We start from the raw sequence: 25,076 nt of genomic DNA, 5'->3' as shown, positions 1-25,076 counted from the left end.
CCAAGTAAAAAGCCGCCGAGGCACAGCCCCGGCGGCTTTTCAGATCGATCCCCGATGGGAAACGGCGTCGGCTGGGATCAGCCCACGATCTCCGTCCCGGCGAAGAAATAGGCGATCTCGATCTTGGCATTGTCCAGGCTGTCGGAGCCATGGACGGAATTGGCCTCGATGCTCTCGGCGAAATCCTTGCGGATCGTGCCGGGGGCGGCATTGGCCGGGTTGGTGGCGCCCATGATCTCGCGGTTGCGGGCCACGGCGTTCTCACCTTCCAGAACCTGCACGACCACCGGGCCGGAGATCATGAAGGAAACCAGCTCGCCGAAGAACGGACGCTCGCGGTGAACGTCGTAGAACTGCTCGGCCTGCTGCTTGGACAGCCACACGCGCTTCTGGGCGACGATGCGCAGGCCGGCTTCCTCGAAGCGGGCGTTGATCTTGCCGGTCAGGTTGCGGCGGGTCGCGTCGGGCTTGACGATCGACAGCGTCCGTTCGACAGCCATGGTTATCTCCATAAGGCATAAGCTTGAAACTGGGCGGCCTTATACAGGCCCCGTGATGCCCCCACAACGGTCATTCTGTCTGCCCTTATATGCGTGCCGCTTCTGCGGTCCGGCAGTTTGTGGTAAGGGGCGCACATCATGCTGATGATCACCGACCTCACCTACCGTATCGCCGGCCGCTTGCTGCTGGACCAGGCTTCCGTCACGATCCCCGCCGGGCACCGTGTGGCGCTGGTCGGCCGCAACGGCACGGGCAAATCCACGCTGCTGCGCCTGATCGCCGGGGAGGTACAGCCGGATGCGGGTTCCATCACCCTGCCCAGCGGGCTGAAGATGGGGTGGGTGCGGCAGGAGGCACCGGGCAGCGAGACCACGCTGATCGACGCGGTGCTGGCCGCCGACACAGAGCGCACGGCCCTGCTGGCCGAGGCGGAGACGGCGACCGACCCGCTGCGCATCGCGGAAATCCATCACCGCCTGTCCGACATCCAGGCCCATTCGGCCGAAGCACGGGCGGGCCGCATCCTGTCGGGCCTGGGGTTCGATGCCGAGGCGCAGCGGCGGCCTTGCAGCGATTTTTCCGGCGGCTGGCGCATGCGCGTGGCCCTGGCCGGCGTGCTGTTCGCCGAGCCCGACCTGCTGCTGCTGGACGAGCCGACCAACCATCTGGACCTGGAAGCCACATTGTGGCTTGAGGAATATCTGCGCAACTATCCGCACACGATGCTGATCGTCAGCCATGATCGCGGCCTGTTGAACCGCGTGCCGACCAGCATCGTGCATCTGGACCAGTTGAAGCTGACCGCCTATGGCGGCAATTACGACCAGTTCGTGCAGGTCCGCACCATGCGGATGGAACATGCCAAGGCCCAGGCCGCCAGGCAGGATGCCCAGCGCGCCCATCTCCAGGCCTTCGTGGACCGGTTCCGCGCCAAGGCCAGCAAGGCGACCCAAGCGCAAAGCAAGCTGAAGGCCATCGAGCGGCTGGGCCCCCGCATCCAGGTGATCGACGATACGCCCGTCAGCTTCAACTTCCCCTCCCCCGACGAGCTGGCCCCGCCGCTGATCCGGCTGGACAATGTGTCGGTGGGCTATGGCGACAGGGTGGTGCTGAAGCGGCTGGGCCTGCGCATCGATGCCGATGACCGCATCGCGCTTCTGGGTGCCAACGGCAACGGCAAGTCAACGCTGGTCAAGCTGCTGGCCGGCCGCCTGGGCACCATGTCCGGGGAGATGTTCCGGTCGTCCAAGCTGCGCGTCGGGTATTTCGCCCAGCATCAGACGGACGAGTTGACCCTGACCTGGACGGCGCTGCAACAGATGCAGGCCGTAATGCCGCCCGGCACGCTGGAGGGCCAGGCCCGCTCGCATCTGGGCCGGTTCGGCTTCAACCAGGCCAAGGCGGATACCAGGATCGCCAGCCTGTCGGGGGGCGAGAAGGCCAAGCTGCTGCTCGCCATGATGACCCGCGACGCCCCACACATCCTGATGCTGGACGAACCGACCAACCATCTGGATATCGACAGCCGCGACGCGCTGGTCGAGGCGCTGAACGACTATGAAGGGGCTGTCATCGTCATCAGCCACGACCCGCATCTGGTGGAGTTGACCGCCGACCGGCTGTGGCTGGTGAATGACGGCACGGCCGCGCCGTTCGAAGGCGATCTTCAGGATTACAAGCGCCTGCTGCTGGAAAAGAGCAAGGCGGAGCGGGCGGCGGCGGCCGGCGTGGCGGGCGGCGGCCCCGACAGGGGCGCCGGGCGCGACGCCCGCAAGGAGGAACGGCGGGCTGCCGCCGAACTGCGTCAGCAACTGGCCCCCCTGCGCCGGCAGATTGAAACCGTCGAAAAGCGTGTGGCACAACTCACCAGGCGGAAATTGGAGCTTGAAGGAAAGCTGGCGGAACCCAAGCTCTACGAAGGTCCGTCGGAAAAGGTGACCAAATTGCAGATCGAGCTGGGTGCCGTCGGCAACGATCTGGAAGCGGCAGAGCTGGAATGGCTGGAGCTGTCGGAAAAAATGGAAACGGCACTGGCAGTTGGAAACGTGTGAAGACCCAGGCCGACCGCCCAAGCGGTCCGACCTGACCAGGAGGGTATGTTGCGTCGCAGCATCGCCAGCCTTATTTCTGTCCGGTTCAACTGTTCCCAGGCACCCAGAATGACCCATAGAGCCGCCACCCTTCGCACCCATCAGGAGAGCAGCGCCGCCTGGCTGTTCTTCAAGCGCTGGCTGGCCAACCCTCTCAGCATGGCGTCCATCACCCCGTCGGCCCCGTCGCTGTCGCGGCTGATGGCACGGCAGATCCGCCGCGATCCGGACGAGGTGGTGGTGGAGTTCGGCGGCGGCACGGGTGCTGTCACCCGCGCCATCCTGGATGCGGGCGTTCCCCCCTCCCGCCTTTACAGCGTGGAACGCGACCCGGAACTGGCCACATGGCTGCGCCGGCATTTCCCGCAGGTCAACGTGCTGGAAGGCGATGTCGCAGACATCTGCCGGATGCTGCCCGAAGAGGTGCGCGGCAAGGTGGGAACCGTCCTGGTCTGCCTGCCCATGATCCTGATCCCGGCCGAACAGCAGCGGGCCATCGTCGACGCCATCTTCGACATCATGCCGCCGGGCCGCGCCTTCTACGCCTACACCTATTCCGCCCGCTCCCCCATCCGGCGCAAGGCCTTGGGGCTGCGCGGGCGGCGGGTCGGCTTCACCATCGCCAACATCCCGCCTGCCAGCGTCTGGCGGTTCACCCGGGAGTGAGAGTGCCCGGCATGGGCATGCGCCGGCTGAGGGGGGCCGTTCAGGCCCGGCCACCGGCCGGCGGTGCCCCAGCCTGAACGAGAAGTGACGGGACCTGGAACGCAAAACGGGGCGCTGTCGCCAGCGCCCCGTTCGCGAACTCAACCTATTTTGTGGTGAGTTCCACTGATCACAAGTTGGTATCAAAAGCCGGTCAGGCGCCCGATCAGGCGGCCTTGATCTTCGACAGCTTTTCCACCGTCGCGTTGACGCGGGCCGTCAGCGGCTCGGCGGCCTCGTTGGCCACCTTGAAGCCGGTTTCCGACACCTTGGTCGCCTCGGCCACGAAGGCATCGAAGGACGTCTTGGCGAATTCGGTCTGCAGGTCGACCAGTTCCTTCACCGACTTCACGGCGAACAGGGCCTTGGTCGTAGCCACCGACTGCTCGTACTGGGCCTGGGTGAAGGCTGCGATCTCCTTCGACAGGGCTTCCAGACCCTTGGTCAGAATCTGGGACGAAGCAACGAAAGCTTCCACATTGTCCTTCTGGAAGCCGACGACATCATCGAACGAAGCGAAAACCTGCTTGCTCATTTTTTCCACCTTTTCCTTGGTATAGGCGATAGCCTGGCCGACATCCGGTGAAACGGCTGCGGCCGGGACGGGCTTGGTCACCGCCACAGGAGCCAGGGCGGCGGGGGCAGCGGCGGGCTTGGCCGCCGTTTGGGGTATCTTGGGTGCAGCCGGCCGCGGCGTGCGCTTCGCCTTCGCCGCCGGTGCCTTCGGCGCTGCGGGGGCCACGGGCTCTTCCACCGGAACGGGGGCCGTCACCTCTTCCACAGCGCCCGCCAGCGCAGCCTGCGCAGGGGCGGGGGCATCCGTCGCGGGTTCTTCCGCAGGGGCGGGCTCCACCACCGGGGCCACCGGGGCCACCGGGGCCGGAGCCTCGGCCTTCGTCGTCTCGACGGCCGCGGGGGCGGCCGGCACCTTCTCTTCAGCCGGCGGAACGGCGTCGGGCCTGGCGGCGACGGGCTTCGTCGTCCGGCGGGCCGCGGTTCCCTTCGGCGTGCGGGTTGCCATCAGCTATCTCCTTCGCGCTCTGTCGTTGCCGGTCCGCTCAGGCGCAGCCCCGGCACCGGTCGCCGCTGTCCCGACCCTGGCGGCCCGATCCGGCATCCGTGCCGGCCGGCCCACCGGTCGATCCGGTCTGCTGCAATGCAGCATGGGCAAGGTATATCGATGCGATGCGTAGAGTCAAGCGTACTTTTGTGCAGTGCAACACGATTATTGCGCGCATTGGCTGCCGGGCTCCGCATGCATGGGCGATGGCGGCAAAACAAGGGGCGGACGATTCGCTTTGGGCTTTCGCGGGAAGGTTGACCATGACAGGATGCGCGCCCCATCCGCCCGACAGCACATGGCCAGGACCCTCATGACCTATTGTCTCGGCATCAAGACCAAGGACGGGCTGATCGCCCTTGCCGACGGCCGCATCACGGCCGGCACCCAGGTGACCGCCGCCCGCAAGGTGACCCTGATGAAGAACGGCAAGGAGCAGTTCTTCGTCATGACCTCCGGGCTGCGCAGCGTGCGCGACAAGACGCTGGCCTATCTGCGCCGGGAAATGGCGGAGAAGAAGTCCAAGCCCTTCCCCACCATGCTTGATGCGGCCAATGCCTTCTCCCGCTGCCTGCGTATCGTGGCGACGGAGGACAGGGAGGCGCTGGAAGCGTCCAACCTGAAGTTCAACCTGCACGCCATCATCGGCGGTCAGTTGGCCGGGGATGAGGAACCGACCATGTTCCTGATCTATCCGGAAGGCAACTGGATCGAGGTGGACGAGCGCACCCCCTATCTGTCGATCGGCGCCACGACCTATGGCAAGCCCATCCTGGACCGGGCGCTGAAATACCAGACCACCATGACCATGGCGCTGAAGCTGGCCTATCTGTCATTCGACAGCACGCGCTACAGCTCTGCCGATGTCGGCTATCCCATCGACCTGCTGACCTACCACACCAGCGACCGGCAATGGCGGGAAGACCAGTTCGATTACGATCATCTGGTCGAACAGCGCCATTGGTGGAACAAGCACATCACCGACCTGGCCAACCGGCTGCCCAACGGGCCATGGATGGATACGCTGCTGCCGAAATGACGCGATGCGGGCCGGCGGCAGTCATTCCTGCCGCTGGCGCTTCAATTCGCGCTGCTGCGTCGTGTGGGCACGTTCCAGGGCGTTCAGGTTTTCCAGCGCCACCTGCGCCGCCGGGCTGTCGGCAGCCACACGGCGCACCGTTTCCCAATCGCGCTTGGCAAAGGCAAGATTGCTCTTGGCAGCGTAAAGATTGCCGCGCAGCAGCAGCGCCTCACTGTTCTGCGGGGACAGGCGCAGGGCTTCCTGCACATCGTTCATGGCCTTGGCGTCCAGAGCCAGCACATGATGGGCCTGGGCACGCAGCAGCCAGGCCTCCGACTGGCGCGGCATCAGGTCGATGACACGGTCCAGGTCGGCAACGGCATCCCAATAGCGTTCGGCACCGGCCCGCAGGATGGCCCGGTCCATCAGCAATTGCGGGTCGTTCGGCGTCAGCGCCACGGCCTTGCCATAGGCGGCCTCGGCCGCATCGGGCTTGCGGGCGTTGGACCATGCCAGGGCGGCCCGGCTCCACAGGTTGGCGCGCATGGTGGCGGCCTCATGCGCCAGTTCGGTGGCCGATGCCTCCAGCGCCGGGGCCGCCGCTTCCCATTCGCCCCGCAGAAGCTGGGCCAGGGCCTGGCACAGGCGGGCATCGGCGGCCCCGCCCTGGCGTTCCCACAGCTTCGCCTCTGCCAGCGCGAAGTCGGGCAAGGCCTCGGCCCGCGCCAGGCAGGCCGTGCGGCTGGAGAAAACGCGCCCATCCTCCGCCCGCGCCGAAGCGGCGGGCAGAAGGGCCATCAGGGCGGCCAGCGCCGCAGCATTGAGAAATCGGTTCATGACGCGCTACAAACTCCCATCGACCACCGGCTGGCAAGTGTCAAAAGTTTCATGACCGATCCCCTGATCCCGCCGCCAGGGCGGCTTTTCATCTTCGGCCTGGGTTACACGGCGCTGCGGCTGGCCGGCCGTCTGCGCGACGCGGGCTGGTCCGTGGCCGGCACGGTGCGCGGTGCCGACAAGGCCGCCGCGCTGGTCGCCGCGGGGATCGATGCCCACCCGTTCGACCGGGGCCGGCCGCTGGCCGGTGCCCGAAAGGTCCTGGCCGGCGCCACCCACCTGCTGTCCACCGTTCCACCCGATGAACATGGCGATCCCGTGGTCGATGCGCACGGTGCCGACATCGCGGCACAGGCGGCCGGCCTGCGCTGGGCCGGCTACCTGTCGACGACCGGTGTCTATGGCAACAGCGACGGCGGCTGGGTGGATGAGGAGACGCCCCTGGCCGCCACCGGCCCGCGCGGGCGGCGGCGCGTGGCGGCCGAAGGACAGTGGCTGTCCTTGTGGCAGGACCACGGCGTGCCCGTCCACCTGTTCCGCCTGCCCGGCATCTATGGTCCGGGGCGCAGCGCCATCGACAATGTGCGGGCCGGCACGGCGCGGCGCATCGACAAGCCGGGGCAGGTCTTCTGCCGCATCCATGTCGATGATATCGGCGGCGCGCTGATGGCTTCCATGGGCCGACCACGGCCCGGCACGGCCTATAATGTCGCCGACGACCTGCCGGCGCCGGCGGCGGATGTGGTGGCCCATGCCGCCCGCCTGCTGGGCCTGGAGCCACCACCCCTTGAGCCTTTCGATACCGGAACGATGTCGGCCATGGCCGCCAGCTTCTATGCCGATAATCGCCGGGTCCGTAATGATCGCCTGAAAACCTGGCTTTCATACCAGCTGCTCTACCCCACCTATCGCGAGGGGCTGGCGGCACAGATGGCGGAGACAAATGGTGTCCCGCCTGTAACCGGCCGGTAAATCCGCTTTCCGGGGCCGGCGGGCGGGGTAGGATGTGCAGGAACGCAACAGCATGCAAACCAACGGATGACCGACCACCTGCCCTCCCCCGCCGATGACGAGGCCCTGGCCCGCGACCTGCGCCGCCATCGCTGGCTGGCGGGCGCGTGCCTGGCGCTGGCGGCCGGCGGCTGGGCGGCCAGCCATGCGCCCTTCATGCCGCCCGGGGCCGCCCCGGCCCTGCGCGCCGTGGCGGAAGCCGGCATGATCGGCGGACTGGCCGACTGGTTCGCCGTGACAGCCCTGTTCCGCCGCCCGCTGGGACTGCCCATCCCCCATACGGCCCTGGTGCCGCGCAACCGCGACCGTATCGCCGACGGCATCGCCACCTATATCGACCGGGAATTCCTGGAACCGGCCATGCTGGTGGAGCAGGTGCGGCGCATGGACCCGGCTGACCGGCTGGCCCGGCTGCTGGATGGCCAGGACGGCCGCGGCAAGCTGGTCGATCTGCTGGCCGGGATGCTGCCCGGCCTTCTGCGTCAGGAAGGGGAGGCACCGCTGGCCCATGCGTTGAGCCGGGCCCTGTCGGCCGGCCTGTCACAGGCCGATCTGCGCCCGGCCCTGGCGGGGGCGCTGCGGACCTTCGTCACGTCCGACGCGCTGGAACCGCTGCTGCGGGAACTGGCCGACCGGCTGATCCATCTGGTGCATACGCAGCGCGGCTGGGTGGCCCAGGCCGTGGCCGGCAAATCGCGCTGGTGGATGCCGTCATCGGTCGACCGGTCCCTGGCGGAAACCATCAACGAGGCGCTGCTGGGCCATCTCTGGGACCTGCGCTCCCCGCATGCCCCGGCCGGCCAGGACCTGCGCCGCTGGCTGGCCGCCCTGCCGGACGAGGTGGAGGAGGGCAGCGAGCTGGCGCAGCGGCTGCTGGAGGCGTTGCGCCAGTTCACAGGGCCCGATGCGGCGGGGCCGCTGATCCGCGATCTGCTGGCCGGATTGCGGCAGGCGGCCCTGGACGATCTGGACAGGCCGGAGGGACATATCCGCTCCGCCCTGCACGGTGTGGCCGCGTCGCTGGCCGACGCGCTGAAGCAACCGGCCGTGCGCGACCGCCTGAACGAAACCGTGGAGGGGGCTTTCACGGCCGCCCTGCCCCGCTGGCGCCAGGCCATCCGCAATTTCGTGGCCGACACGCTGAAGAAGCAGGATGTGCAGTCCTTCACGCAGCGCCTGGAACTGCGCGTGGGGCGCGACCTGCAATTTATCCGCATCAATGGCACCCTGCTGGGGGCCGCCATCGGCGGCGCGCTCTATGTCCTGAACGGCTGGCTGTCCTGAGCAGATTTTCCCGACGCTGCCCACAAATGGGCGGGCTTGGAAAGGCTGCAAGCCATGCAGTCAGCAGTTCCCCCATGCCGGGCCCTGCCCTGTGTGGCCCGATCTGAAGGAGCCTGCCTATACCAGCGGCCGAAAATCTTGACCGAAGGTCAAGGTTTCCGGCACCTCAAGCGCCGGCACCCACATGCCAACGGCTCGTGCGCGCGCCACGTGGCGCGCGGCGGCAGTCGCCGCCGATACCAACGGTCAAATATTTCGGCCGCCGATATTAGAACAAGGCCCTCGCCGCCGCCGATCAACCATCCGTCTTGTCGGTACCGTCCTTTTCCGCCTGCTGCCCCGCCGCCTGCTGGCCGGCCTTGGCCTGGGCGATCTGGGCCAGACGGTTGCGATAGGCGGTGACCGCCCCCCGTACCTCCGCCTCCACGGCGGCAAGGTCGGTGCGGCGGGCCGTGACGCCGGCCAGCCCCAGGGCCGCCGCGCGCAAGGGCTGAACCCCGGCCAGCGGCTGCCCCGGTGCGGCACGGAAGGCTTCCAGCGCGGCGCGGATCGTCGCGGCATAGGTTTCCACCGGCCCGCGCAGGTCGCTTTCCGGGCGCAGCCGGCGCACCAGGTCATCCAGGGCGGCCCCTGCCCGCAGCAGATGGTCGGCCGCCATCCGGTCCCCCCCTGCCATCAGGCCGGGGGACGCGAAATCGATCAGGAAGGCCACCTGGAAACCGTTGCGCACGATTTTCTGGCTGTTGATGGCTTCCAGCATGTTGGCCACGGATTCAGAGGCGCGGGTGCGCTCGAACTGCCCCGTCACCTTCATCCGCATGGTGTTGGGCACATCGAACAGCGGGATCTGGATACCTTCCCGTGGCTGCCGGCGGCGATCGGGTCCGATATAGTCGGCCGTGACGACGAAGCTGCGCCGCGTGTCGATCAGGTTGGTCAGCCGGTCATGCACCTGCTTGGCCGAGAAGGGCTTGGCCATCATGTCGTCGGCACCTGTGGCGTTGAAGCGCATCAGCAGGGGCTGCGTGGGCTGCCAGGTGGTGGCGATGACACCCATGAAGGGGTTGTTGGGGGCCTGGGCATGGCGCAGCCCCTGCACGAACCGCAGGCCATCCGGATCGGGCGCATCCGCATCGATGAACAGCAGGTCGGGCTGCAGCGCGATCATGGCCGTCGGCGCGTCCGTCGTGTCGGCCATGTCCAGGATGCGTTCGATGCCAAGACGGGCCAGAATGCCCCGCAGCAGGCGGCGGGTATTGGTTTCCCGGTCGATGATGACGACGACAAGGGAACGGAAATCATAGTCAGGCATGCGCCGGCCCTCCCAGGCCGGATACCGGACCGGGCGCGGGCGCCGTGTCCGTCTCGATCAGTTGATATAGCCAGCATGTCCGGCCTGGCAAGGCGACAGCCTGTCCGGTGGCCGACAGGACCGGCCCCGGTTCGGCCGTGGGCCGCCCCTCCTCGTCACCGGTATCCAGCAGGCAGCGCCATGTCTGTCCCCCCGGCACCGACGGCAGGATGAAATCCGCCGAGTCCCCACCGGCATTGACGATCAGCAGCAGCACCCCGTCCAGGTCGGGCGTGCCGTCGGCGGCCAGATGCCGGCCCGCCTTGCCGTTCAGCAGCAGGCCCAGGCAGCGGGCATGGCCGTCGCGCCACTGCTCCGCCGCCTTTTCCACCCCTTGGGGATTGATCCAGGTGATGTCCTTCAGCCCGTCTTCCGACATTTCCCGCCCATGCAGGAAGCGCCCGCGCCGCAGCACGGAATGGTCGCGGCGCAGCCGGGTCAGGCGGGCGACGAACCGGGTCATCGCCGCCCCTTCGGCGCCCAGGCCCGGCCAGTCCAGCCAGCTCACCTCATTGTCCTGGCAATAGGCGTTGTTGTTGCCGCGCTGGGTGCGCAGCATCTCGTCACCCGCCGTCAGCATGGGCGTGCCCTGCGACAGCAGCAGCGTGGCCAGCATGTTGCGTGCCTGACGCCGGCGCACGGCATTGACGGCCGGATTGTCCGTCGGCCCCTCCACCCCGTGATTGAGGCTGAAATTGGCGTCGTGCCCGTCCCGGTTGCCTTCCTGGTTCGCCTCATTATGCTTCACATTGTAGGAGACCAGGTCGGCCAGCGTGAACCCGTCATGGCTGGTCACGAAATTGACGCTGGCCCAGGGGCGGCGGCGGGCATTGTCGAAGATGTCGGCCGATCCCGTCAGCCGTGCCGCCAGTTCGGGCAGCATCCCCTCATCCCCGCGCCAGAAACGGCGCACCGTGTCGCGGTAGCGGTCGTTCCATTCGCTCCACCCCGCCGGGAACTGCCCCACGCGGTAGCCGCCGGGGCCGATATCCCACGGCTCCGCGATCAGCTTCACCCCGGCCAGCACCGGGTCCTGACGCATCGCGTCCAGGAAGCCCGATCCGCTGTCATAGCCGTGCGCTTCCCGCGCCAGTGTCGTTGCAAGATCGAAACGGAACCCGTCCACATGCATGTCCGTCACCCAGTGGCGCAAACTGTCCATGACCAGTTGCAATACACGCGGATGCGACAGATCCAGGGTATTTCCGGTACCGGTATGATCCAGGTAGAAGCGCTTGTCATGCGGATGGAGCTGATAGTAGCTGGCATTGTCGATCCCGCGGAACGACAGGGTCGGCCCCAGATGGTTACCCTCGCCCGTGTGATTATAGACCACGTCGAGGATCACTTCGATCCCGGCATCATGCAGGCGGGCCACCATGTTCTTGAATTCCCGCGTCGACCGGCCCGTCATGTAGCGCGGTTCGGGCGCGAAGAAGCAGATGCTGGCATAGCCCCAGTAATTATGCAGCGACCGTTCCACCAGGTGCCGGTCGTCGGTGAAGGCATGGACAGGCAGCAGTTCCACGGCCGTCACGCCCAGCGCCTTCAGATGATCGATCATGGGCTGGCTGGCCAGGCCTGTGAAGGTGCCCCGCAGGCCGGGCGCGATATCGGGATGGCGCAGCGTCTGGCCGCGCACATGCGCCTCGTAGATGATCATGTCGGTCCAGGGCACGCGCGGCCGGCGTTCCAGGCCCCAGGTGAAGGCAGGGTCGATCACCCGGCATTTCGGCATGCCGCGGGCATTGTCGCGCCGGTCGAAGGACAAATCCTCCTTCACCGCGCCGACGCGATAGCCGAAATGCGCGTCGGACCAGCGCAGCGGCCCTTCCAGCGCCTTGGCATAGGGATCCAGCAGCAGCTTGTTGGGATTGAAGCGGTGCCCGCGCGACGGATCGTAGGGCCCATGCACGCGATAGCCGTAGAGCAGGCCCGGCCGCGCCTCGGGCAGATAGGCATGCCAGACATCATCGGTGCATTCCGGCAGGGCGATGCGCTCGATCTCCCGGCTGCCCTCACTGTCGAACAGGCACAGTTCCACCTTTTCGGCATGGGCGGAGAACAGGGCGAAATTGACCCCCAGCCCGTCCCAGGTCGCCCCCAACGGGTCGGAACGTCCTGGCCAGACGATGGTGCGGGCGGCGCCGGTGGATCGCATGGGGGCGTGGATACCTTCCTTGCCAAATCATCGCCAGCAGCATGCCAACGATATTGCGTCGCGCCAAGAGGTTGCAGACGCTATCAGACCACACAAATTAACGAATCGGCTCCCCATCCGCCGCGATCGGCGTCACCGCCTTGCGGTGCAGCATGGTTTCCCGGTGCAGGATGTAGAGGCCGCTGGCCGCCACCACGGCGCACCCGGCCCAGATGGCCCGGTCAGGCACCTCGCCGAACAGGAAATAGCCGAATCCGACGGCCCAGACCATGGCCACATATTCGAACGGCGCCAGCAGCGACGGGGCAGCCAGCCGGAAGGCCTGGGTGAACAGGATCTGCGCCAGACCGCCGACAATGCCGATGAAGGCCAGCAGCAACAGCCCCGGCAGGTCGGGCGCTTTCCATTCCGGCAGCATGAACAGGCCGCTGACCACGGCCAGCGTCACCACGAAATAGAAGGTGATGGCGGCATTGGTTTCCGTCCGCGACAGGATGCGGACATAGAGCATGGACAGCGCATAGAAGGCGGCGGCCACCAGCGGCACCAGCGCCATGGCGCTGAACATGCCCTGGCCAGGCCGCAGCATGATCATCACCCCGCCGAACCCGACCAGCACGGCCAGCCAGCGTCGCCAGCCGACCTTTTCCTTCAGCACCGGCACGGACAGGGCCGTCATGAACAGGGGTGCCGCGAAGCTGATGGCATAGACATCGGCCAGCGGCATGCGGGCAAACGCATAGAAAAAGCCGAAGGCCGCCACCACCCCCATCAGGGACCGGCCCGCATGCGACAGCAGGCTGTCGGTGCGCAGCGCCCGCACCCCGCCCGACCGCGCGATCAGCAGCCCGATGGGCAGCATGGAGAACACGGCCCGGAAGAAGATGATCTGCCAGGTCCCGTAATCGGCTGAGACATACTTGATGGCGGCGTCCATCACGCCGAAACACAGGGTCGCCAGGACGAAGAAACCGATACCGGCCAGCGCGCGCCTGTCCATCGCCTATTCCACCCCGCGCCGCGAGGTCACCTGCCGGCCCAGCACGGTTTCACGGTAAAGGATGTAGAGCCCGCTGCCGATCACGATGGCCAGGCCGACGAACAGCGTCCGGTCCGGACGATCGCCGAAGATCAGGTAGCCGTAAAGGACGCCCCAGATGATCTGGGTATATTGGAACGGCGCTGCCACGGCGGCCGGCACCTTGCGGAACGAGGTCAGCAGGCAGACGAAGGCGATGCCGCACAGCGTGCCGCCCAGCATCGACAGCCCCAGGTCCGGCAGCGTGGGCATGCGCCCCAGCCAGGGCATCATGCCCCCGAACACCACCCCCGTCGTCAGGGTGGCATAGAAGGCGAAGGACACGCTGCTTTCGGTATTGCGGGCAAAGCGCGTGACCAGCATGCCGATCGAATAGAAGAAGGATGCCGCCAGCACGGCGAAGGAAGCGGTGGTGATCAACCCGCCGCCCGGCCGCAGCATGACCAGCACGCCGATGAAACCGACGCCAACGGCCGTCCAGCGCCGCCAGCCCACGGGCTCCTTCAGCATGGGCACGGCCAGCGCCGTGATGAACAGCGGCGCGGTGAAGGCCAGGGCATAGACATCCGCGATGGGCATGCGCGAATAGGCCCAGAAGGACAGGAAGCTGCTGATCACGCCACAGCCGGACCGGATGGCGTGATAGATCGGCTTGCGGGTGCGCAGGTTGTTGTAGAGCCCGCCCGTGATGGCGGCATAGATCAGGATCGGCCACAGCGCGAAGAAGCTGTTCAGCGCGATGACCTGCGGCACGCTGTATTCCCGGGCCAGCAGCTTCACCGTCACATCCATGACGCTGTAGAGCGCGAACGCCACGAAGGCGAGCGCGATACCCAGGGGGAAATTCTCCTCCCCGGACCGGTCCGACGGAACGGTGGCGGCAGTGGGCGGAACGGCGGTCATGAAAGGGCTACCGGGATCGGAAGGCAAGGAGACCGCAGGTTAATCCCACAGCCGCCACGCCCGGCAGCAGCACTTGCGCATGGCCCGCCTGCGTCGGCCGGAGAGAGGCGGCGGCATGACCCGCCGCCCCGGCGTCAGTCATCCAGTTCCGGCAGCTTCAGGTCGCGGGCCCCGGCATCCCGCACGTCGGTGGTGTTGGCACCGTCCAGGGCCAGGCCCGTGCAGACGGCCCCCGTCAGATCGGCGCTGATCAGTTCTGCCCCGCCCAGATCGGCATGGATCAGCCGCGCCTGCGCGAAGATGGCCTGGATGGCCTTCACCTTGCGCATGTCGGCGCCGGTCAGATCGGTCCGGTCGAAACGGGCCCGGCAGAGATTGGCCGGCCACAGGCGGACGGCATTGCTTTGTATCTGAACCGGCCCCATGTCGGCGCGGACCAGCACGCCCCCCGTCAGGGTGGCGCGTTCCAGCGAGGCACCGCGCAGATCAGCCGAGGTCAGGTCCGCATCCCGCAGATCGGCCAGCGACAGGTCGGCCATGGGCAGGGTGGCCCCGGACAGGTTGGCGCCGCGCAGCATGGTCCGCTGCATCAGCGCCGCCGACAGGATGCGGCCCGACAGGTCGCAGCCCGACATATCCACGCCCGACAGGTCGGCCCGGATGCCGTCGCGCCCCTGGCTGTCCACCCACACACGGTGGTCGGCCAGGATACGTTCCAGGTCGCGGCCGTCGGTCGACAATTCCCGCGCCAGGATGGCGCCCTCCAGATTGGCGGAACGGCGCGTCGCCTCGTCCATGATGACGCCGATCAGGTCGGCACCCAGGAAGCGGGTGGCATTCAGTTCCGCCCCCGTCAGGTTGGCCCCCGACAGCTTTGCCCCCGCCAGGTTCGCCTCCCGCAGGTCGGCACCCTGCATGTCACAGCCCGTCAGGTTGGAATTGGACAGGTTGGCCCGCACGAACTTGGTCCCGCGCAAGATGGCGTCGGTCAGGTCCGTCTGCATCACGAAGGCGTTGGATATCTTGGCGCGTGACAGGTCGGCGGCGCGGATCGTGGCCACCGACAGTTCGGTATTGACGGTGATGGCCTCGAACTCGTGCATGGCAATGTCGCCATTCTTGCGCACATGCATGATGGTGCCGTCGCGCAGGTCGCTGTCGGAAAGGATCGCCTCGGTCAGGACGGCACCGCGCAGGCACGCCCCGCGCAGGTCGGCCCGGCGCAGGTCCGCCCCCTCCAGGTTGGCCAGGCGCAGGTCGGCAGCATAGAAATTGGCCCCGACCAGGTTGGCCCCCTCCAGCCGCGTGCCGAACAGCTTGGCCCCCGACAGGTCGGCATCCGACAGGTCATAACCCGACAGATCCATGTGCGACAGGTCACGCAGCTTCAGATTGGCGCGCGCGCCCCCGGCCTGCCGACGCAGAAAGGCCCGGTGCCGGCTATGGACACCCTGCAATTCAGCAATCGTGATCCGCGACCGGTCCGGCCCGCGCCCGATCTCGCCGCTCATGTTCCCCCACTCCCCGAGACGGGAATATTGATAGCATGACCGACACGATCCGTCTCACCATGTCAATAGTCATGGACCATCGGCGTTCATGCTATCGGGTTCGCGACGAGTATTGGCGGCACAACCCGTTTGCCTGACCCTCGTCATCGGGCCTTCTTGTCCGGCCCTTGTCATGAGCAGCGCGGGACCCCGTCCCCCAGAGACGAAGGCCCCCGCATGGATTGACTCATTCCCCCACCGCCTGTATCTACCTGCCAACCCATGATGGGTGATCAATTCGGCACCGAGGTGCCCCGCCGGTCCGCGAGTGTCGCGCACTGGCGCTTTTGCGTTTGGGCGAAGCCCATCCGGAAAGGCCGCGGGGGACGGCTCGGCGCCAGAATGGAAGGCTGGCAATGTTCGACGGACTGACGGGACGGCTTGGCGACATTTTCGACCGCCTGCGCAAGCGCGGGGCGTTGTCGGAGGATGACGTCAACGCGGCACTGCGCGAGGTGCGCATCGCCCTGCTGGAAGCCGACGTTGCCCTGCCGGCCGTGAAATCCTTCATCCAGGGGGTGAAGGAGAAGGCCATCGGGACGGAGGTGCTGCGCGGCATCAATCCGGGCCAGATGGTCGTCAAGATCGTGCATGACCATCTGGTGGAACTGCTGGGCGCCCAGGTCGAGGACCTGGACCTGAACGCCGCCCCGCCGATCCCCATCCTGATGCTGGGCCTGCAGGGGTCGGGCAAGACCACCACATCGGCCAAGATCGCCGTCCGCCTGAAGAAACGCGACAAGAAGAAGGTGCTGCTGGCCTCGCTGGACACGCGCCGGCCGGCGGCACAGGAACAGTTGCGCATCCTGGGCGAACAGACCGGCGTGGCCAGCCTGCCGGTCATCCCCGGCCAGCAGCCGGTGGAGATCGCACGGCGCGCCATGGAGGTGGGCCGCCTGGAAGGCTATGACGTCGTCATCCTGGACACGGCCGGCCGCCTGGCCATCGACGAGGAGCTGATGGCCGAGGTCGTGGCCATCCGCGACGTGGCCCGCCCCGTGGAAAGCCTGCTGGTCGTCGATGCCATGACGGGCCAGGACGCCGTCACCGTCGCCACCAATTTCAACGAGCGTGTCGGCATCACCGGCATCGTCATGACCCGCATCGACGGCGATGCGCGCGGCGGTGCCGCCCTGTCGATGCGCCATGTGACGGGCAAGCCCATCAAGCTGATGGGCATGGGCGAGAAGACCGACGCGCTGGAGCCCTTCCACCCCGACCGTATCGCCGGCCGCATCCTGGGCATGGGCGACGTGGTCAGCCTGGTGGAAAAGGCCGCCGAGAGCATCGACAAGGAAGAAGCCGAGAAGCTGGCCCGCAAGCTGGAGAAGGGCGGCTTCGACCTGGATGACATGCTGTCCCAGATGCGCCAGATCTCCAAGCTGGGCGGCATGGGCGGGATGCTGAACCTGCTGCCCGGCATGGGCAAGATCAAGGATCAGCTGAAGGGCGCCAATATCGACGACAAGGTCCTGAAGCGCCAGGAAGCCATCATCCTGTCGATGACCAAGAAGGAACGCAAGAAGCCCGACATCCTGAACGCATCGCGCCGCCGGCGCATCGCGCTGGGGGCCGGGGTGACCGTTGCCGACGTGAACCGCCTGATCAAGCAGTATCAGGACATGTCGCAGATGATGAAGAAGATGAAGAAGCTGGGCCAGAAGGGCCTGATGCGCCAGGGCCTGGGCGCGCTGATGCCCAAGGGCATGCGGTGATGAGCGCCACCCTGGACATGGCGGCGGCGGACATGGCGGCGGCACGCCTGTCGCTGGACAGCCTGTGGTTCGATGCCACGCTGGCGGCCCTGCTGCATGCCATGAACAATGCCCTGTTCCCGGCCTTCCACACCGACGGGCCGCGCGTCCGCCGGCTGCTGGTGCTGGCCGGGTATGTGGCGGTCACGGTCCTGCTGTCGGCCCTGGCCGGCCGCGGCTGGGCGCTGGGCTTCCTGGCCGGCTCTGTGCTGCTGGTCTTCTATGTCCATGCCGTGTGGCTGCCCAACCATGGGGTCAATGGCTGGACGGGGGAGCCGCGGGAACGTTACCTGGCGCTGCTGCGCCGCAGGGAGCGCCCATGAACGCCCCTGTTGCGCACCGGCCTGCCCCCGACCATGCCACGCTGCTGACGCCGCGGCTGACGCTGCGCCCGCTTTCCATGGCCGATACCGGTGCCATGCACGCCATCTTCACCGATGCCGACAGCATGAAATACTGGTCGCATCCGCCGTTGACGCGGATCGAAGAGACGCGCGACAGCATGGAAAAGGCGCTGCTGGACGATGACACGACCCGGACATGGGCCGTGACCACCGACGGACAGGAATGCCTGGGCTGGGTCAGCCTGTTCGGCGTGCAGGACCGCGTGGGCTGGATCGGCTATATCCTGGCGCCTGCCGCGCGGGGCCGTGGCCTTGCCGAAGAAGCCGTCACCGCCGCCCTGAATTACGGTTTCGGCGCCTGGAACCTGCACCGCATCGCCGCCAATATCGATCCGCGCAACCACCGGTCCGCCGGCCTGCTGCTGCGCCTGGGCTTCACCTGGGAAGGCCATCAGCGGCAGGATTTCCGCTATGCCGGGGAATTCATCGATACGGGCATCTTCGCCATCCTGGCGGCCGACTGGCAGCAGCGGCGGGAAAACCCGCCGGCACCGCTGCCCGTGCTGCGCCACGGCCCGGCCGTGCTGCGTCCGCTGAAGGCGGGTGATGCCGATGCACTGCACGCCGCGTTCGGCGATGCGGACAGCATGCGCTACATGCCGCACGCCCATTACACCGAGATCGGGCAGACCCGGGACAAGATCCTGTCCATGGCCTCCGGCGCGCGCGGCGGCTGGCACTGGGCCATCACGACCGATGGCGGCACGGCACTGGGCTGGGCCCTGCTGCTGAAGGAGACGCCGGCACAGGTCAGCCTGGGCTACATGCTGGTCCCTGCCGCCCGCGGCAAGGGCCTGGCCAGGGCCGCGACCGCCGCCATGCTGCACCACGCCTTCACGGTTCTGCGGAAGAACCGGGTGGAGGCGGAGATCGACCCGCGCAACCATGCTTCCGCCGCCGTGCTGGAGGCGAACGGCTTCCTGCGCGAGGGTATCCGCCGGCAGGGCTATGCCCGGTCGCATGGCGAACTGGTCGATAATTGCCTTTACGGAATCCTGGCGTCCGAATGGACGGCAGCGAATGGCGGGGAGAACCCATGACCCGCCGTCACGAAATATCGTCGCCCGGCCCGATCTGGACCGCGACGGTTGCTTCTCATCCAGATCACATCCACATCATGAACAAGGAAGATTCCCATGTCCGTTAAGATCCGTCTGGCCCGTGGTGGTTCCAAGAAGCGTCCGTTCTACGCCATCGTCGTGGCCGACAGCCGCGCCCCGCGCGACGGCGCCTTCATCCAGAAGGTCGGCACCTACAACCCGATGCTGCCGAGCGACAACCCGGCCCGCGTCACCCTGAACGAGGAAGCCATCAAGGGCTGGCTGGCCAAGGGCGCCCAGCCGACCGACCGCGTCGCCAAGTTCCTGGGCAAGGCCAACCTGATCGAGGCTCCTGCCATCATCGAAAGCCCCAAGAAGTCCGCCCCGAAGGCCAAGGCCCAGGAGCGCGCCAAGCTGGCCGCCCAGGCCGCCGAGTAAGGCGCAGGGCTTTCCCGACGGACATGGATCGTTCCGCCCCCCTCATCCCGGCGCCCGCGCCAGGATGAGGGGGGAACGGGCCCTGTCCCGCGGGAGGGCATTGGAGCATCAAGATGACCGATCGCATTTGCGTGGCCCAGATCATTGGATCGCACGGGGTTCACGGCCGCCTGCGGGTGAAGAGCTTCACCGCCGACCCCGAGGCCGTGTTCGATTACAACCCGCTGACCGACGAGCCGGGCACGCGCAGCTTTACGCTCCGCATGACCGGTATGGGCAAGGACCATTTCCTGGTCGAGGCCGTGGGTGTGAAGGGCCGCGACGCCGCCGACGCACTGAAGGGCGTCCGGCTGTTCGTGCCGCGCGAGCGGCTGCCGGCGCTGGATGAGGAGGACGAGTTCTACCATGCCGACCTGATCGGCCTGGAAACCGTCACCCAGGGTGCCGATGGCGACGCCGCCTTCGGCACCATCAAGGCCATCCATGATTTCGGCGCCGGCGATGTGCTGGAACTGGTGCATGTGTCGGGCAAGACGGTGTTCATCCCGTTTTCCGCCACCTGCGTGCCCGTGGTCGATGTGAAGGCCGGCCGCATCGTCGTCGACCCGCCCGTCAACCTGTTCACCCCGGCCCGCCCGGACCCGGAAGAACTGGCGGAGATGGGCGGCAAGCTGACGCTGGACGATGAACCGGCGGACGACGAACCGGCGGACGACGAACCGGCCACCGAGGGCGGGCAGCCCGAAGGCCCGGAAACCGGCCTCAGCCGCTGATCCCATGACCTTGTCCCCCGCCCCTTCCTGGCACGTCACCGTGCTGACCCTGTTCCCGGAGATGTTTCCCGGGCCGCTGGGGCTCAGCCTTGCGGGAAAAGCGCTGGAAAAGGGCACCTGGACGCTGGAAAAGCTGGACATCCGATCGTTCACGCGCGATAAGCACCGCTCCGTGGACGATACCCCGTTCGGCGGCGGCCCCGGCATGGTCATGCGCCCGGATGTGCTCGATGCAGCCATCCATGATGCAAAGGCCAGGCAGGCGGCAGCCGGACTGAAACCGGGCCGGATCGTCTATCTTTCACCGCGTGGGCGCGTGTTGGACCAGGCGTTGGTGCGAGAGATCGCCAGCGAAGGGGCCCTGACATTGCTGTGCGGGCGGTATGAGGGGATCGACGAACGGGTGATCGAGGAACATCGCCTGGAGGAGGTCTCCTTAGGTGATTTCGTGCTGTCCGGTGGTGAACCGGCGGCCCTCTGTCTGATCGACGCCGTGGTCCGGCTTCTGCCGGGTGTCATGGGGAACGTCGAAACGGCGGGGGAAGAGAGTTTTGAACGGGGGTTGCTGGAATACCCCCATTATACGCGGCCACCCGTCTGGAATGGCCGTGCGGTGCCGGAGATCCTTTTATCCGGTCACCATGAGAAGGTCCGGGCATGGCGGCTCGAACAGGCGGAAAAGATCACACAGGCCCGACGGCCCGACCTGTGGTCCGACTACCTGGCAAGCCGCCCGGCCCCAAAGGTGAAGAAACGCCGAGCCCGCCGGGCATCGGCCGAGCCAACCAAAACCACCGAAACCCCGGACGGGAACGGTGGCAGTATCGAAGGATGAGTACCATGAACATTCTGCAGAAGCTGGAAGCCGAACAGGTCGCCAAGCTGTCCGAAGGCAAGACGATCCCGGCCTTTTCCCCCGGCGACACCGTCAAGGTGAACGTGAAGGTCGTCGAAGGCACGCGCGAGCGTATCCAGGCCTATGAAGGCGTGGTCATCGCCCGCAAGAACGCCGGCATCAATTCCAGCTTCACCGTCCGCAAGATTTCCTACGGCGAAGGCGTGGAGCGCGTGTTCCCGCTGTACAGCCCGCGCATCGATTCGATCGTGCTGGTCCGCCGCGGCGCCGTGCGTCGTGCCAAGCTGTATTACCTGCGTGGCCTGACCGGCAAGTCCGCCCGTATCGCCGAGCGCACGACGGGCCGTGGCATGCGCAATGGCCGCGCCATCGTCGATTGATCTCCAATCCCTTGGGATTGAAGGCAATGCCCCGCCGGTTCGCCCGGCGGGGCATTTTGTTTCAGCCCCACGGAGGGTCCGCCAACAGCCCCCCACACCCGATGGAATGGGGAACAGGGGTGGACAAGCGGGGTTGGTTGGTTGCACCATGACGCCCCGCGCAACCCTTCCGGCGTACTCCCATGTCGCTTCGCCATGGCGTCAGCATGCCACCCGCCACCGCCGCCGAATGCCGCAAGGATCTGCCGATCATGCTGCAGCCGTTGCTGCCCTGGTGGCGGGCCCTGCCGCGCGAGGGGCTGATGCCCCTGTGGACCGGCGAACTGGTGTTCGACCTCAAGCCGTGGCTGGCCTATCTGCTGATGGCCCGTTTCCCGCGTGACGGGCGGCCGCCCCGCTACACGCTCTACGGCACCGAACTGGTCGCCTTCGCCGGGCGCGACCTGACCGGCCTGGACCTTTACGACAGCGGTGATGTTCCCGGATTCCGCGAAACGGGGGATTCCTACATCACGGCACGCACCACGGGCCGCCCGCACTGGAGCCGGGTGCGCGTGGACCTGCCCGGCGCGCTGAAGGTGCGCTATGATCGGCTGCTGCTGCCATTCGCCTGTCTGGATGGCGACGCACGGGTGCTGGGCGCCATCCGCTTCGACCAGCACCTTCCCCGGCTGTGGGAAAGCGACGACATGGCCCTGACCATCGAGCAGGAAGCCCTGCTGGCCTGAACCCAAGTCCCGGTGATCACAACCGATCACCGGTATCTCAATCGCCACCCCGGTGAGTTGCTCTCACCGGGGTTTGGCATGAACCCCTTTACATCCGATATCGGATGTGTTTTCATCCGGCATCCTGTCTGCCGGAGTGCCCCGCCATGGAAATGAACCAGCCGTCCTGACCGCCGCCCCATCGGGGCTTGACTGGTTTGACCGGGGTTTCATCCATGCCGGATTGGCTTGTGGCCGGGGGGCTGTGCTTCACGCATGGCGGCGCCCGGCCCCTTCTCGACAACATCTCCCTTCGTATCGCATCGGAGCGCATCGCCCTGGTGGGCCCCAATGGCAGCGGCAAAAGCACGCTGCTGCGGCTCCTGTCGGGCAGCCTGCATGCCGAACGGGGGTCCGTGTCCAGACGCGGGCGGCTGTTCCACTGGCCACAGCATCCGCGCGGCGGGAAACGGGTGGGCAGCCTTCTGCCCGACGCCGGTGCGGGCCGCGCCGCGGCACTGGCCCGCCATGGGCTGCCTGCGGACCTGGCCCCCGACCTGCCGCTGGCCTGTCTGTCGGGCGGGCAGGTGGCGCGGTTGCGGCTGGCGGCCATCGCGGTGACGCAACCGCATCTCCTGATCCTGGACGAGCCGGGCAACGATCTGGATGCGGCGGGGCAGGTATTGCTGTCGGACCTGGTGGCGGGCTGGCGCGGCGGCCTGCTGCTGGTCAGTCATGATCGCCGCCTGCTGGCCCTGGCCGACCGCATCCTGGAACTGACACCCGGAGGGCTGACCAGCCATGGCGGCGGCCTGGCTGGCTTCCTGGCAACGCGGGCCGCCCAACGGCAGGCGGCCGAACGCGCGCTGGCCGATGCCACGCGGCAGGTCCGCCAGGCCCGGTCCGCCGCCCGCGAGGCCGAAGCCCGCGCCAGCCGCCGCAGCCGCGGCGGCCGGCAGGAAGCCGCCCGGGGCGCCAATGCGCCCATCCTGATGGGCCTGCGCCGCGACCGGGCGGAGAAGGCCGGATCGGCCCGCCGCATCAAGGCCGAACGGCAGACGGCAGCGGCGGCGCAGGCGCTGGACGCCGCCCGGGAAAGGCAGGAAAGGCCGCCCGCGCCGCTGGACATGGCCATCGCCCCCACGGGCCTGCCCCCGGGCCGCATGCTGTTGCGGGTGGAGGGCCTGTCCCTGGTCCGCGCCGGCCGCCGGCTGTGGCAGGATCTGTATTTCGACCTGACGGGACCGATCCGGCTGGCCGTGACGGGGCATAATGGTGCCGGCAAGAGCAGCCTGCTGGCCTGTCTGACCGGCACCCTGGACCCGGATGACGGATGCATCATCCGTGCGGCTGACCTGCGCCTTGCCTGCCTGGACCAGCGTCTGGGCTCTGGGGAAAGCGGCACACCCCTGTCGCTGGTTCGATCCCGGCATCCCGACCGGCCGGAAGGGGACATGCGTGCCGCCCTGGCCCGGTTCGGCTTCCGGGGGGCGGCATCGGAACAGCCCCTGGAACATCTGTCGGGCGGCTGGCGGGTCCGTGCCCATCTGTGTGCCGCCCTGGGTGGGCCCCGCCCGCCAAACCTGCTGCTGCTGGACGAGCCAACCAACCATCTGGATATGGAGGGGATGGAGGCCCTGCGTGATGCGCTGCTGGCCTATGATGGCGCGCTGGTGCTGGTCTGCCATGATGCGGATTTCCGGCGATCGGCCGGCATCACCCGGGAAATCGCCCTGGACGCCGTCACCCGGTAGCCGGCCGCGCCGCACATGGGCGTGGCGTCAAGTAGGCGTGGTGCCCGGTGGGCATGTCCAGGCAGAACCCAGTTCAGCGAGGGATACCCGGCGCGTGCCGGCTCCCTGGGATCAGGCTCCCCACCCGGCCGCGCTGGCCCCCTCCTGGCTGACGGCCTGGTCGCGGGCGGTCCGCAGGGTGGCGGTCAGCCGCCGCAGCCATGCATCCCCCTGCGTCCTGGCGGCCGGCAACTGACGGCGGCGGCGGGCAACGGCAAGACGCGCAACGGCGCATTGCATCCGCAACCGTTCCGCCCGCGCCCGGCGCAACACCCGTTGGAGACTATCCTCCCCACCTGCCAGCGCCACCGCCCGCGCCCGGCGCGGCGGGCGGCCGTCGTAACGGGCATGCAGGTCGGCCAACAGATCGACCGCGGAGAGCGGGAAAGCGGGGTCAGGGCTGGACATGCGGGGCGACTCCGGACGGCATCAGGGGCAGTACACGCAGCCTAGGCGCCGGACACGCCCCGCGTCAACGATTTAATTCCTAGGATTGCGATTCCAGCCATCCGACTCCCGGCCTGCCCATGCGACTCGGGTCGCCTGGAGCGACTGTCTCCGGACGGGGCGGCCGGAACCGGACATCCCGGGGTCGCACGGAGGCGGAGACGACGGACGCACGCGGAGGCTGCGCCCATGCCGCTTACTGGCTGGCCCACATGATGCGGGCGATCCAGGCGACATCCGCCATGGGCAGCGACCGGTCGGGGTGGGAGCGGTTCAGCGAGACCAGTTCCAACCGGTTGGCGGTCTGCCGCGCCAGTTGCTTGGCCATCACCTCCCCATCGCGGGTGCGCACGACGACCCGGTCGCCCCGGCGGACCGATGCGGCGGGAGAGACGATGATGATATCGCCGTCGCGATAGACCGGTTCCATACTGTCGCCCGAGACTTCCAGCGCATAGGCATGGTCGTCGGCGACATGGGGAAATTCAAGCTCGTCCCAGCCATTGCCGGCCGGATAACCCGCATCGTCGAAATAGCCGTCATTGCCGGCCTGGGCATAGCCGATCACAGGCACCCGGCGCATGGCGGCCGCGGACATGCCGGCCCCACCGCCCGTGCCGTCCCCTTCCTCCCCCGTCATGGCGACGAAGTCGGTGAAGCTGCTGCCCGTCGCCTCCAGCACCTTGGCGATGCTTTCCGTCGATGGCCAGCGCAGCTTGCCATCCGGCGTCATGCGCTTGGACTTGTTGAAGGTGGTCGGGTCCAGACCGCCGCGCTTGGCCAGCCCGGAAGCGGATAGGCCGTGCCGATGCGCCAGCCGGTCGATGGCCCGCCATATGTCGGAATGCTTGAGCATGGGAGAGTTATCCCAGAAACACCGACGCCTGTCCTTAGGATGATTTTCACATTGTTCTTGACATAGGAATTTAAACATGGAGTGATAAGGGAAACTTTCACACCCTCCCCTCGAC

At 67.3% G+C, this 25,076-nt stretch carries 24 protein-coding genes; 14 read left to right on the top strand and 10 right to left on the bottom strand.

Annotated features, from left to right (window positions below; translation table 11 throughout):
* Nucleotides 1-77 precede the first annotated feature (77 nt).
* Nucleotides 78-500: a nucleoside-diphosphate kinase gene (ndk, locus tag ABC728_RS16120; RefSeq protein ID WP_416619370.1), complete on the bottom strand. Its 423-nt coding sequence runs from the start codon at nucleotides 498-500 to the stop codon at nucleotides 78-80.
* A gap of 138 nt (nucleotides 501-638) precedes the next feature.
* On the opposite strand from ndk, the gene ABC728_RS16115 reads away from it, so the two are divergent.
* Both ABC728_RS16115 and ABC728_RS16110 read left to right on the top strand, forming a co-directional pair.
* The gene (locus ABC728_RS16115) at nucleotides 639-2,552 is read left to right on the top strand and encodes an ABC-F family ATP-binding cassette domain-containing protein (protein WP_416619369.1); all 1,914 of its coding nucleotides are present in this window, start codon (nucleotides 639-641) and stop codon (nucleotides 2,550-2,552) included.
* Nucleotides 2,553-2,660: 108 nt separating this feature from the next.
* Nucleotides 2,661-3,257: a class I SAM-dependent methyltransferase gene (locus tag ABC728_RS16110; protein WP_416619368.1), complete on the top strand. Its 597-nt coding sequence runs from the start codon at nucleotides 2,661-2,663 to the stop codon at nucleotides 3,255-3,257.
* Between the two features lie 205 nt (nucleotides 3,258-3,462).
* Here ABC728_RS16110 and ABC728_RS16105 read toward each other — a convergent pair whose 3' ends face one another.
* Complete coding sequence (locus ABC728_RS16105) at nucleotides 3,463-4,317, bottom strand: phasin family protein (protein ID WP_416619367.1); 855 nt, start codon at nucleotides 4,315-4,317, stop codon at nucleotides 3,463-3,465.
* 352 nt (nucleotides 4,318-4,669) lie between these two features.
* Here ABC728_RS16105 and ABC728_RS16100 point away from each other — a divergent pair, with 352 nt between their 5' ends.
* Nucleotides 4,670-5,395, top strand: coding sequence for a peptidase (locus ABC728_RS16100; protein WP_416619366.1), 726 nt, complete (start codon nucleotides 4,670-4,672; stop codon nucleotides 5,393-5,395).
* A gap of 21 nt (nucleotides 5,396-5,416) precedes the next feature.
* On the opposite strand, the gene ABC728_RS16095 is transcribed toward ABC728_RS16100, so the two are convergent.
* The gene (locus ABC728_RS16095) at nucleotides 5,417-6,214 is read right to left on the bottom strand and encodes a hypothetical protein (protein WP_416619365.1); all 798 of its coding nucleotides are present in this window, start codon (nucleotides 6,212-6,214) and stop codon (nucleotides 5,417-5,419) included.
* Between the two features lie 51 nt (nucleotides 6,215-6,265).
* Here ABC728_RS16095 and ABC728_RS16090 point away from each other — a divergent pair, with 51 nt between their 5' ends.
* Nucleotides 6,266-7,186: an SDR family oxidoreductase gene (locus ABC728_RS16090; protein WP_416619364.1), complete on the top strand. Its 921-nt coding sequence runs from the start codon at nucleotides 6,266-6,268 to the stop codon at nucleotides 7,184-7,186.
* Nucleotides 7,187-7,252: 66 nt separating this feature from the next.
* The gene (locus ABC728_RS16085; protein WP_416619363.1) at nucleotides 7,253-8,509 is read left to right on the top strand and encodes a DUF445 domain-containing protein; all 1,257 of its coding nucleotides are present in this window, start codon (nucleotides 7,253-7,255) and stop codon (nucleotides 8,507-8,509) included.
* A 295-nt stretch (nucleotides 8,510-8,804) separates the two neighbouring features.
* Here the strand turns inward: ABC728_RS16085 and ABC728_RS16080 are convergent, their stop codons facing one another.
* The 5 genes from ABC728_RS16080 to ABC728_RS16060 all read right to left on the bottom strand — a co-directional run bounded on the left by ABC728_RS16080 (nucleotide 8,805) and on the right by ABC728_RS16060 (nucleotide 15,474).
* Entirely contained in the window at nucleotides 8,805-9,821 is a 1,017-nt protein-coding gene (locus ABC728_RS16080) for a response regulator (protein WP_416619362.1), read from the bottom strand.
* A complete protein-coding gene (gene glgX, locus ABC728_RS16075) occupies nucleotides 9,814-12,021 on the bottom strand; it encodes a glycogen debranching protein GlgX (RefSeq protein WP_416619361.1) in 2,208 nt (735 codons plus the stop codon). Before glgX ends, ABC728_RS16080 begins: the two co-directional genes overlap by 8 nt.
* Before the next feature lie 97 nt (nucleotides 12,022-12,118).
* Nucleotides 12,119-13,021, bottom strand: a complete 903-nt coding sequence (locus tag ABC728_RS16070; RefSeq protein ID WP_416619360.1) for a DMT family transporter — start codon at nucleotides 13,019-13,021, stop codon at nucleotides 12,119-12,121.
* 3 nt (nucleotides 13,022-13,024) lie between these two features.
* Nucleotides 13,025-13,963: a DMT family transporter gene (locus tag ABC728_RS16065; RefSeq protein WP_416619359.1), complete on the bottom strand. Its 939-nt coding sequence runs from the start codon at nucleotides 13,961-13,963 to the stop codon at nucleotides 13,025-13,027.
* 134 nt (nucleotides 13,964-14,097) lie between these two features.
* On the bottom strand, nucleotides 14,098-15,474 hold the full coding sequence (locus tag ABC728_RS16060; RefSeq protein ID WP_416619358.1) for a pentapeptide repeat-containing protein: 1,377 nt from the start codon (nucleotides 15,472-15,474) through the stop codon (nucleotides 14,098-14,100).
* A 395-nt stretch (nucleotides 15,475-15,869) separates the two neighbouring features.
* Between ABC728_RS16060 and ffh the strand changes: the two genes are divergently transcribed.
* The 9 genes from ffh (at nucleotide 15,870) to ABC728_RS16015 (ending at nucleotide 23,619) form a co-directional block, all read left to right on the top strand.
* Nucleotides 15,870-17,228 (top strand): signal recognition particle protein, encoded by a 1,359-nt coding sequence (gene ffh / locus ABC728_RS16055; RefSeq protein WP_416619357.1) that lies wholly within the window; start codon nucleotides 15,870-15,872, stop codon nucleotides 17,226-17,228.
* Nucleotides 17,228-17,590, top strand: coding sequence for a hypothetical protein (locus ABC728_RS16050; protein ID WP_416619356.1), 363 nt, complete (start codon nucleotides 17,228-17,230; stop codon nucleotides 17,588-17,590). Before ffh ends, ABC728_RS16050 begins: the two co-directional genes overlap by 1 nt.
* A complete protein-coding gene (locus ABC728_RS16045) occupies nucleotides 17,587-18,711 on the top strand; it encodes a GNAT family N-acetyltransferase (RefSeq protein WP_416619355.1) in 1,125 nt (374 codons plus the stop codon). Before ABC728_RS16050 ends, ABC728_RS16045 begins: the two co-directional genes overlap by 4 nt.
* A 96-nt stretch (nucleotides 18,712-18,807) precedes the next feature.
* On the top strand, nucleotides 18,808-19,149 hold the full coding sequence (gene rpsP, locus ABC728_RS16040) for a 30S ribosomal protein S16 (RefSeq protein WP_416619354.1): 342 nt from the start codon (nucleotides 18,808-18,810) through the stop codon (nucleotides 19,147-19,149).
* 113 nt (nucleotides 19,150-19,262) lie between these two features.
* Nucleotides 19,263-19,922, top strand: a complete 660-nt coding sequence (gene rimM / locus ABC728_RS16035; protein WP_416619353.1) for a ribosome maturation factor RimM — start codon at nucleotides 19,263-19,265, stop codon at nucleotides 19,920-19,922.
* Nucleotides 19,923-19,926: 4 nt separating this feature from the next.
* Entirely contained in the window at nucleotides 19,927-20,757 is an 831-nt protein-coding gene (trmD, locus tag ABC728_RS16030) for a tRNA (guanosine(37)-N1)-methyltransferase TrmD (protein ID WP_416619352.1), read from the top strand.
* A 5-nt stretch (nucleotides 20,758-20,762) separates the two neighbouring features.
* A complete protein-coding gene (gene rplS, locus ABC728_RS16025) occupies nucleotides 20,763-21,158 on the top strand; it encodes a 50S ribosomal protein L19 (protein WP_416619351.1) in 396 nt (131 codons plus the stop codon).
* A gap of 182 nt (nucleotides 21,159-21,340) precedes the next feature.
* Complete coding sequence (locus tag ABC728_RS16020; RefSeq protein WP_416619350.1) at nucleotides 21,341-21,886, top strand: hypothetical protein; 546 nt, start codon at nucleotides 21,341-21,343, stop codon at nucleotides 21,884-21,886.
* A gap of 215 nt (nucleotides 21,887-22,101) precedes the next feature.
* On the top strand, nucleotides 22,102-23,619 hold the full coding sequence (locus ABC728_RS16015) for an ATP-binding cassette domain-containing protein (protein ID WP_416619349.1): 1,518 nt from the start codon (nucleotides 22,102-22,104) through the stop codon (nucleotides 23,617-23,619).
* A 111-nt stretch (nucleotides 23,620-23,730) separates the two neighbouring features.
* On the opposite strand, the gene ABC728_RS16010 is transcribed toward ABC728_RS16015, so the two are convergent.
* A complete protein-coding gene (locus ABC728_RS16010) occupies nucleotides 23,731-24,066 on the bottom strand; it encodes a hypothetical protein (RefSeq protein WP_416619348.1) in 336 nt (111 codons plus the stop codon).
* 235 nt (nucleotides 24,067-24,301) lie between these two features.
* Nucleotides 24,302-24,961 (bottom strand): S24 family peptidase, encoded by a 660-nt coding sequence (locus ABC728_RS16005; protein WP_416619347.1) that lies wholly within the window; start codon nucleotides 24,959-24,961, stop codon nucleotides 24,302-24,304.
* Nucleotides 24,962-25,076: the final 115 nt, after the last annotated feature.

This window comes from Niveispirillum fermenti (assembly GCF_052474395.1).
The sequence above is the reverse complement of the archived record's forward strand: the minus strand, read 5'-3'. Positions and strand labels throughout refer to the sequence as shown.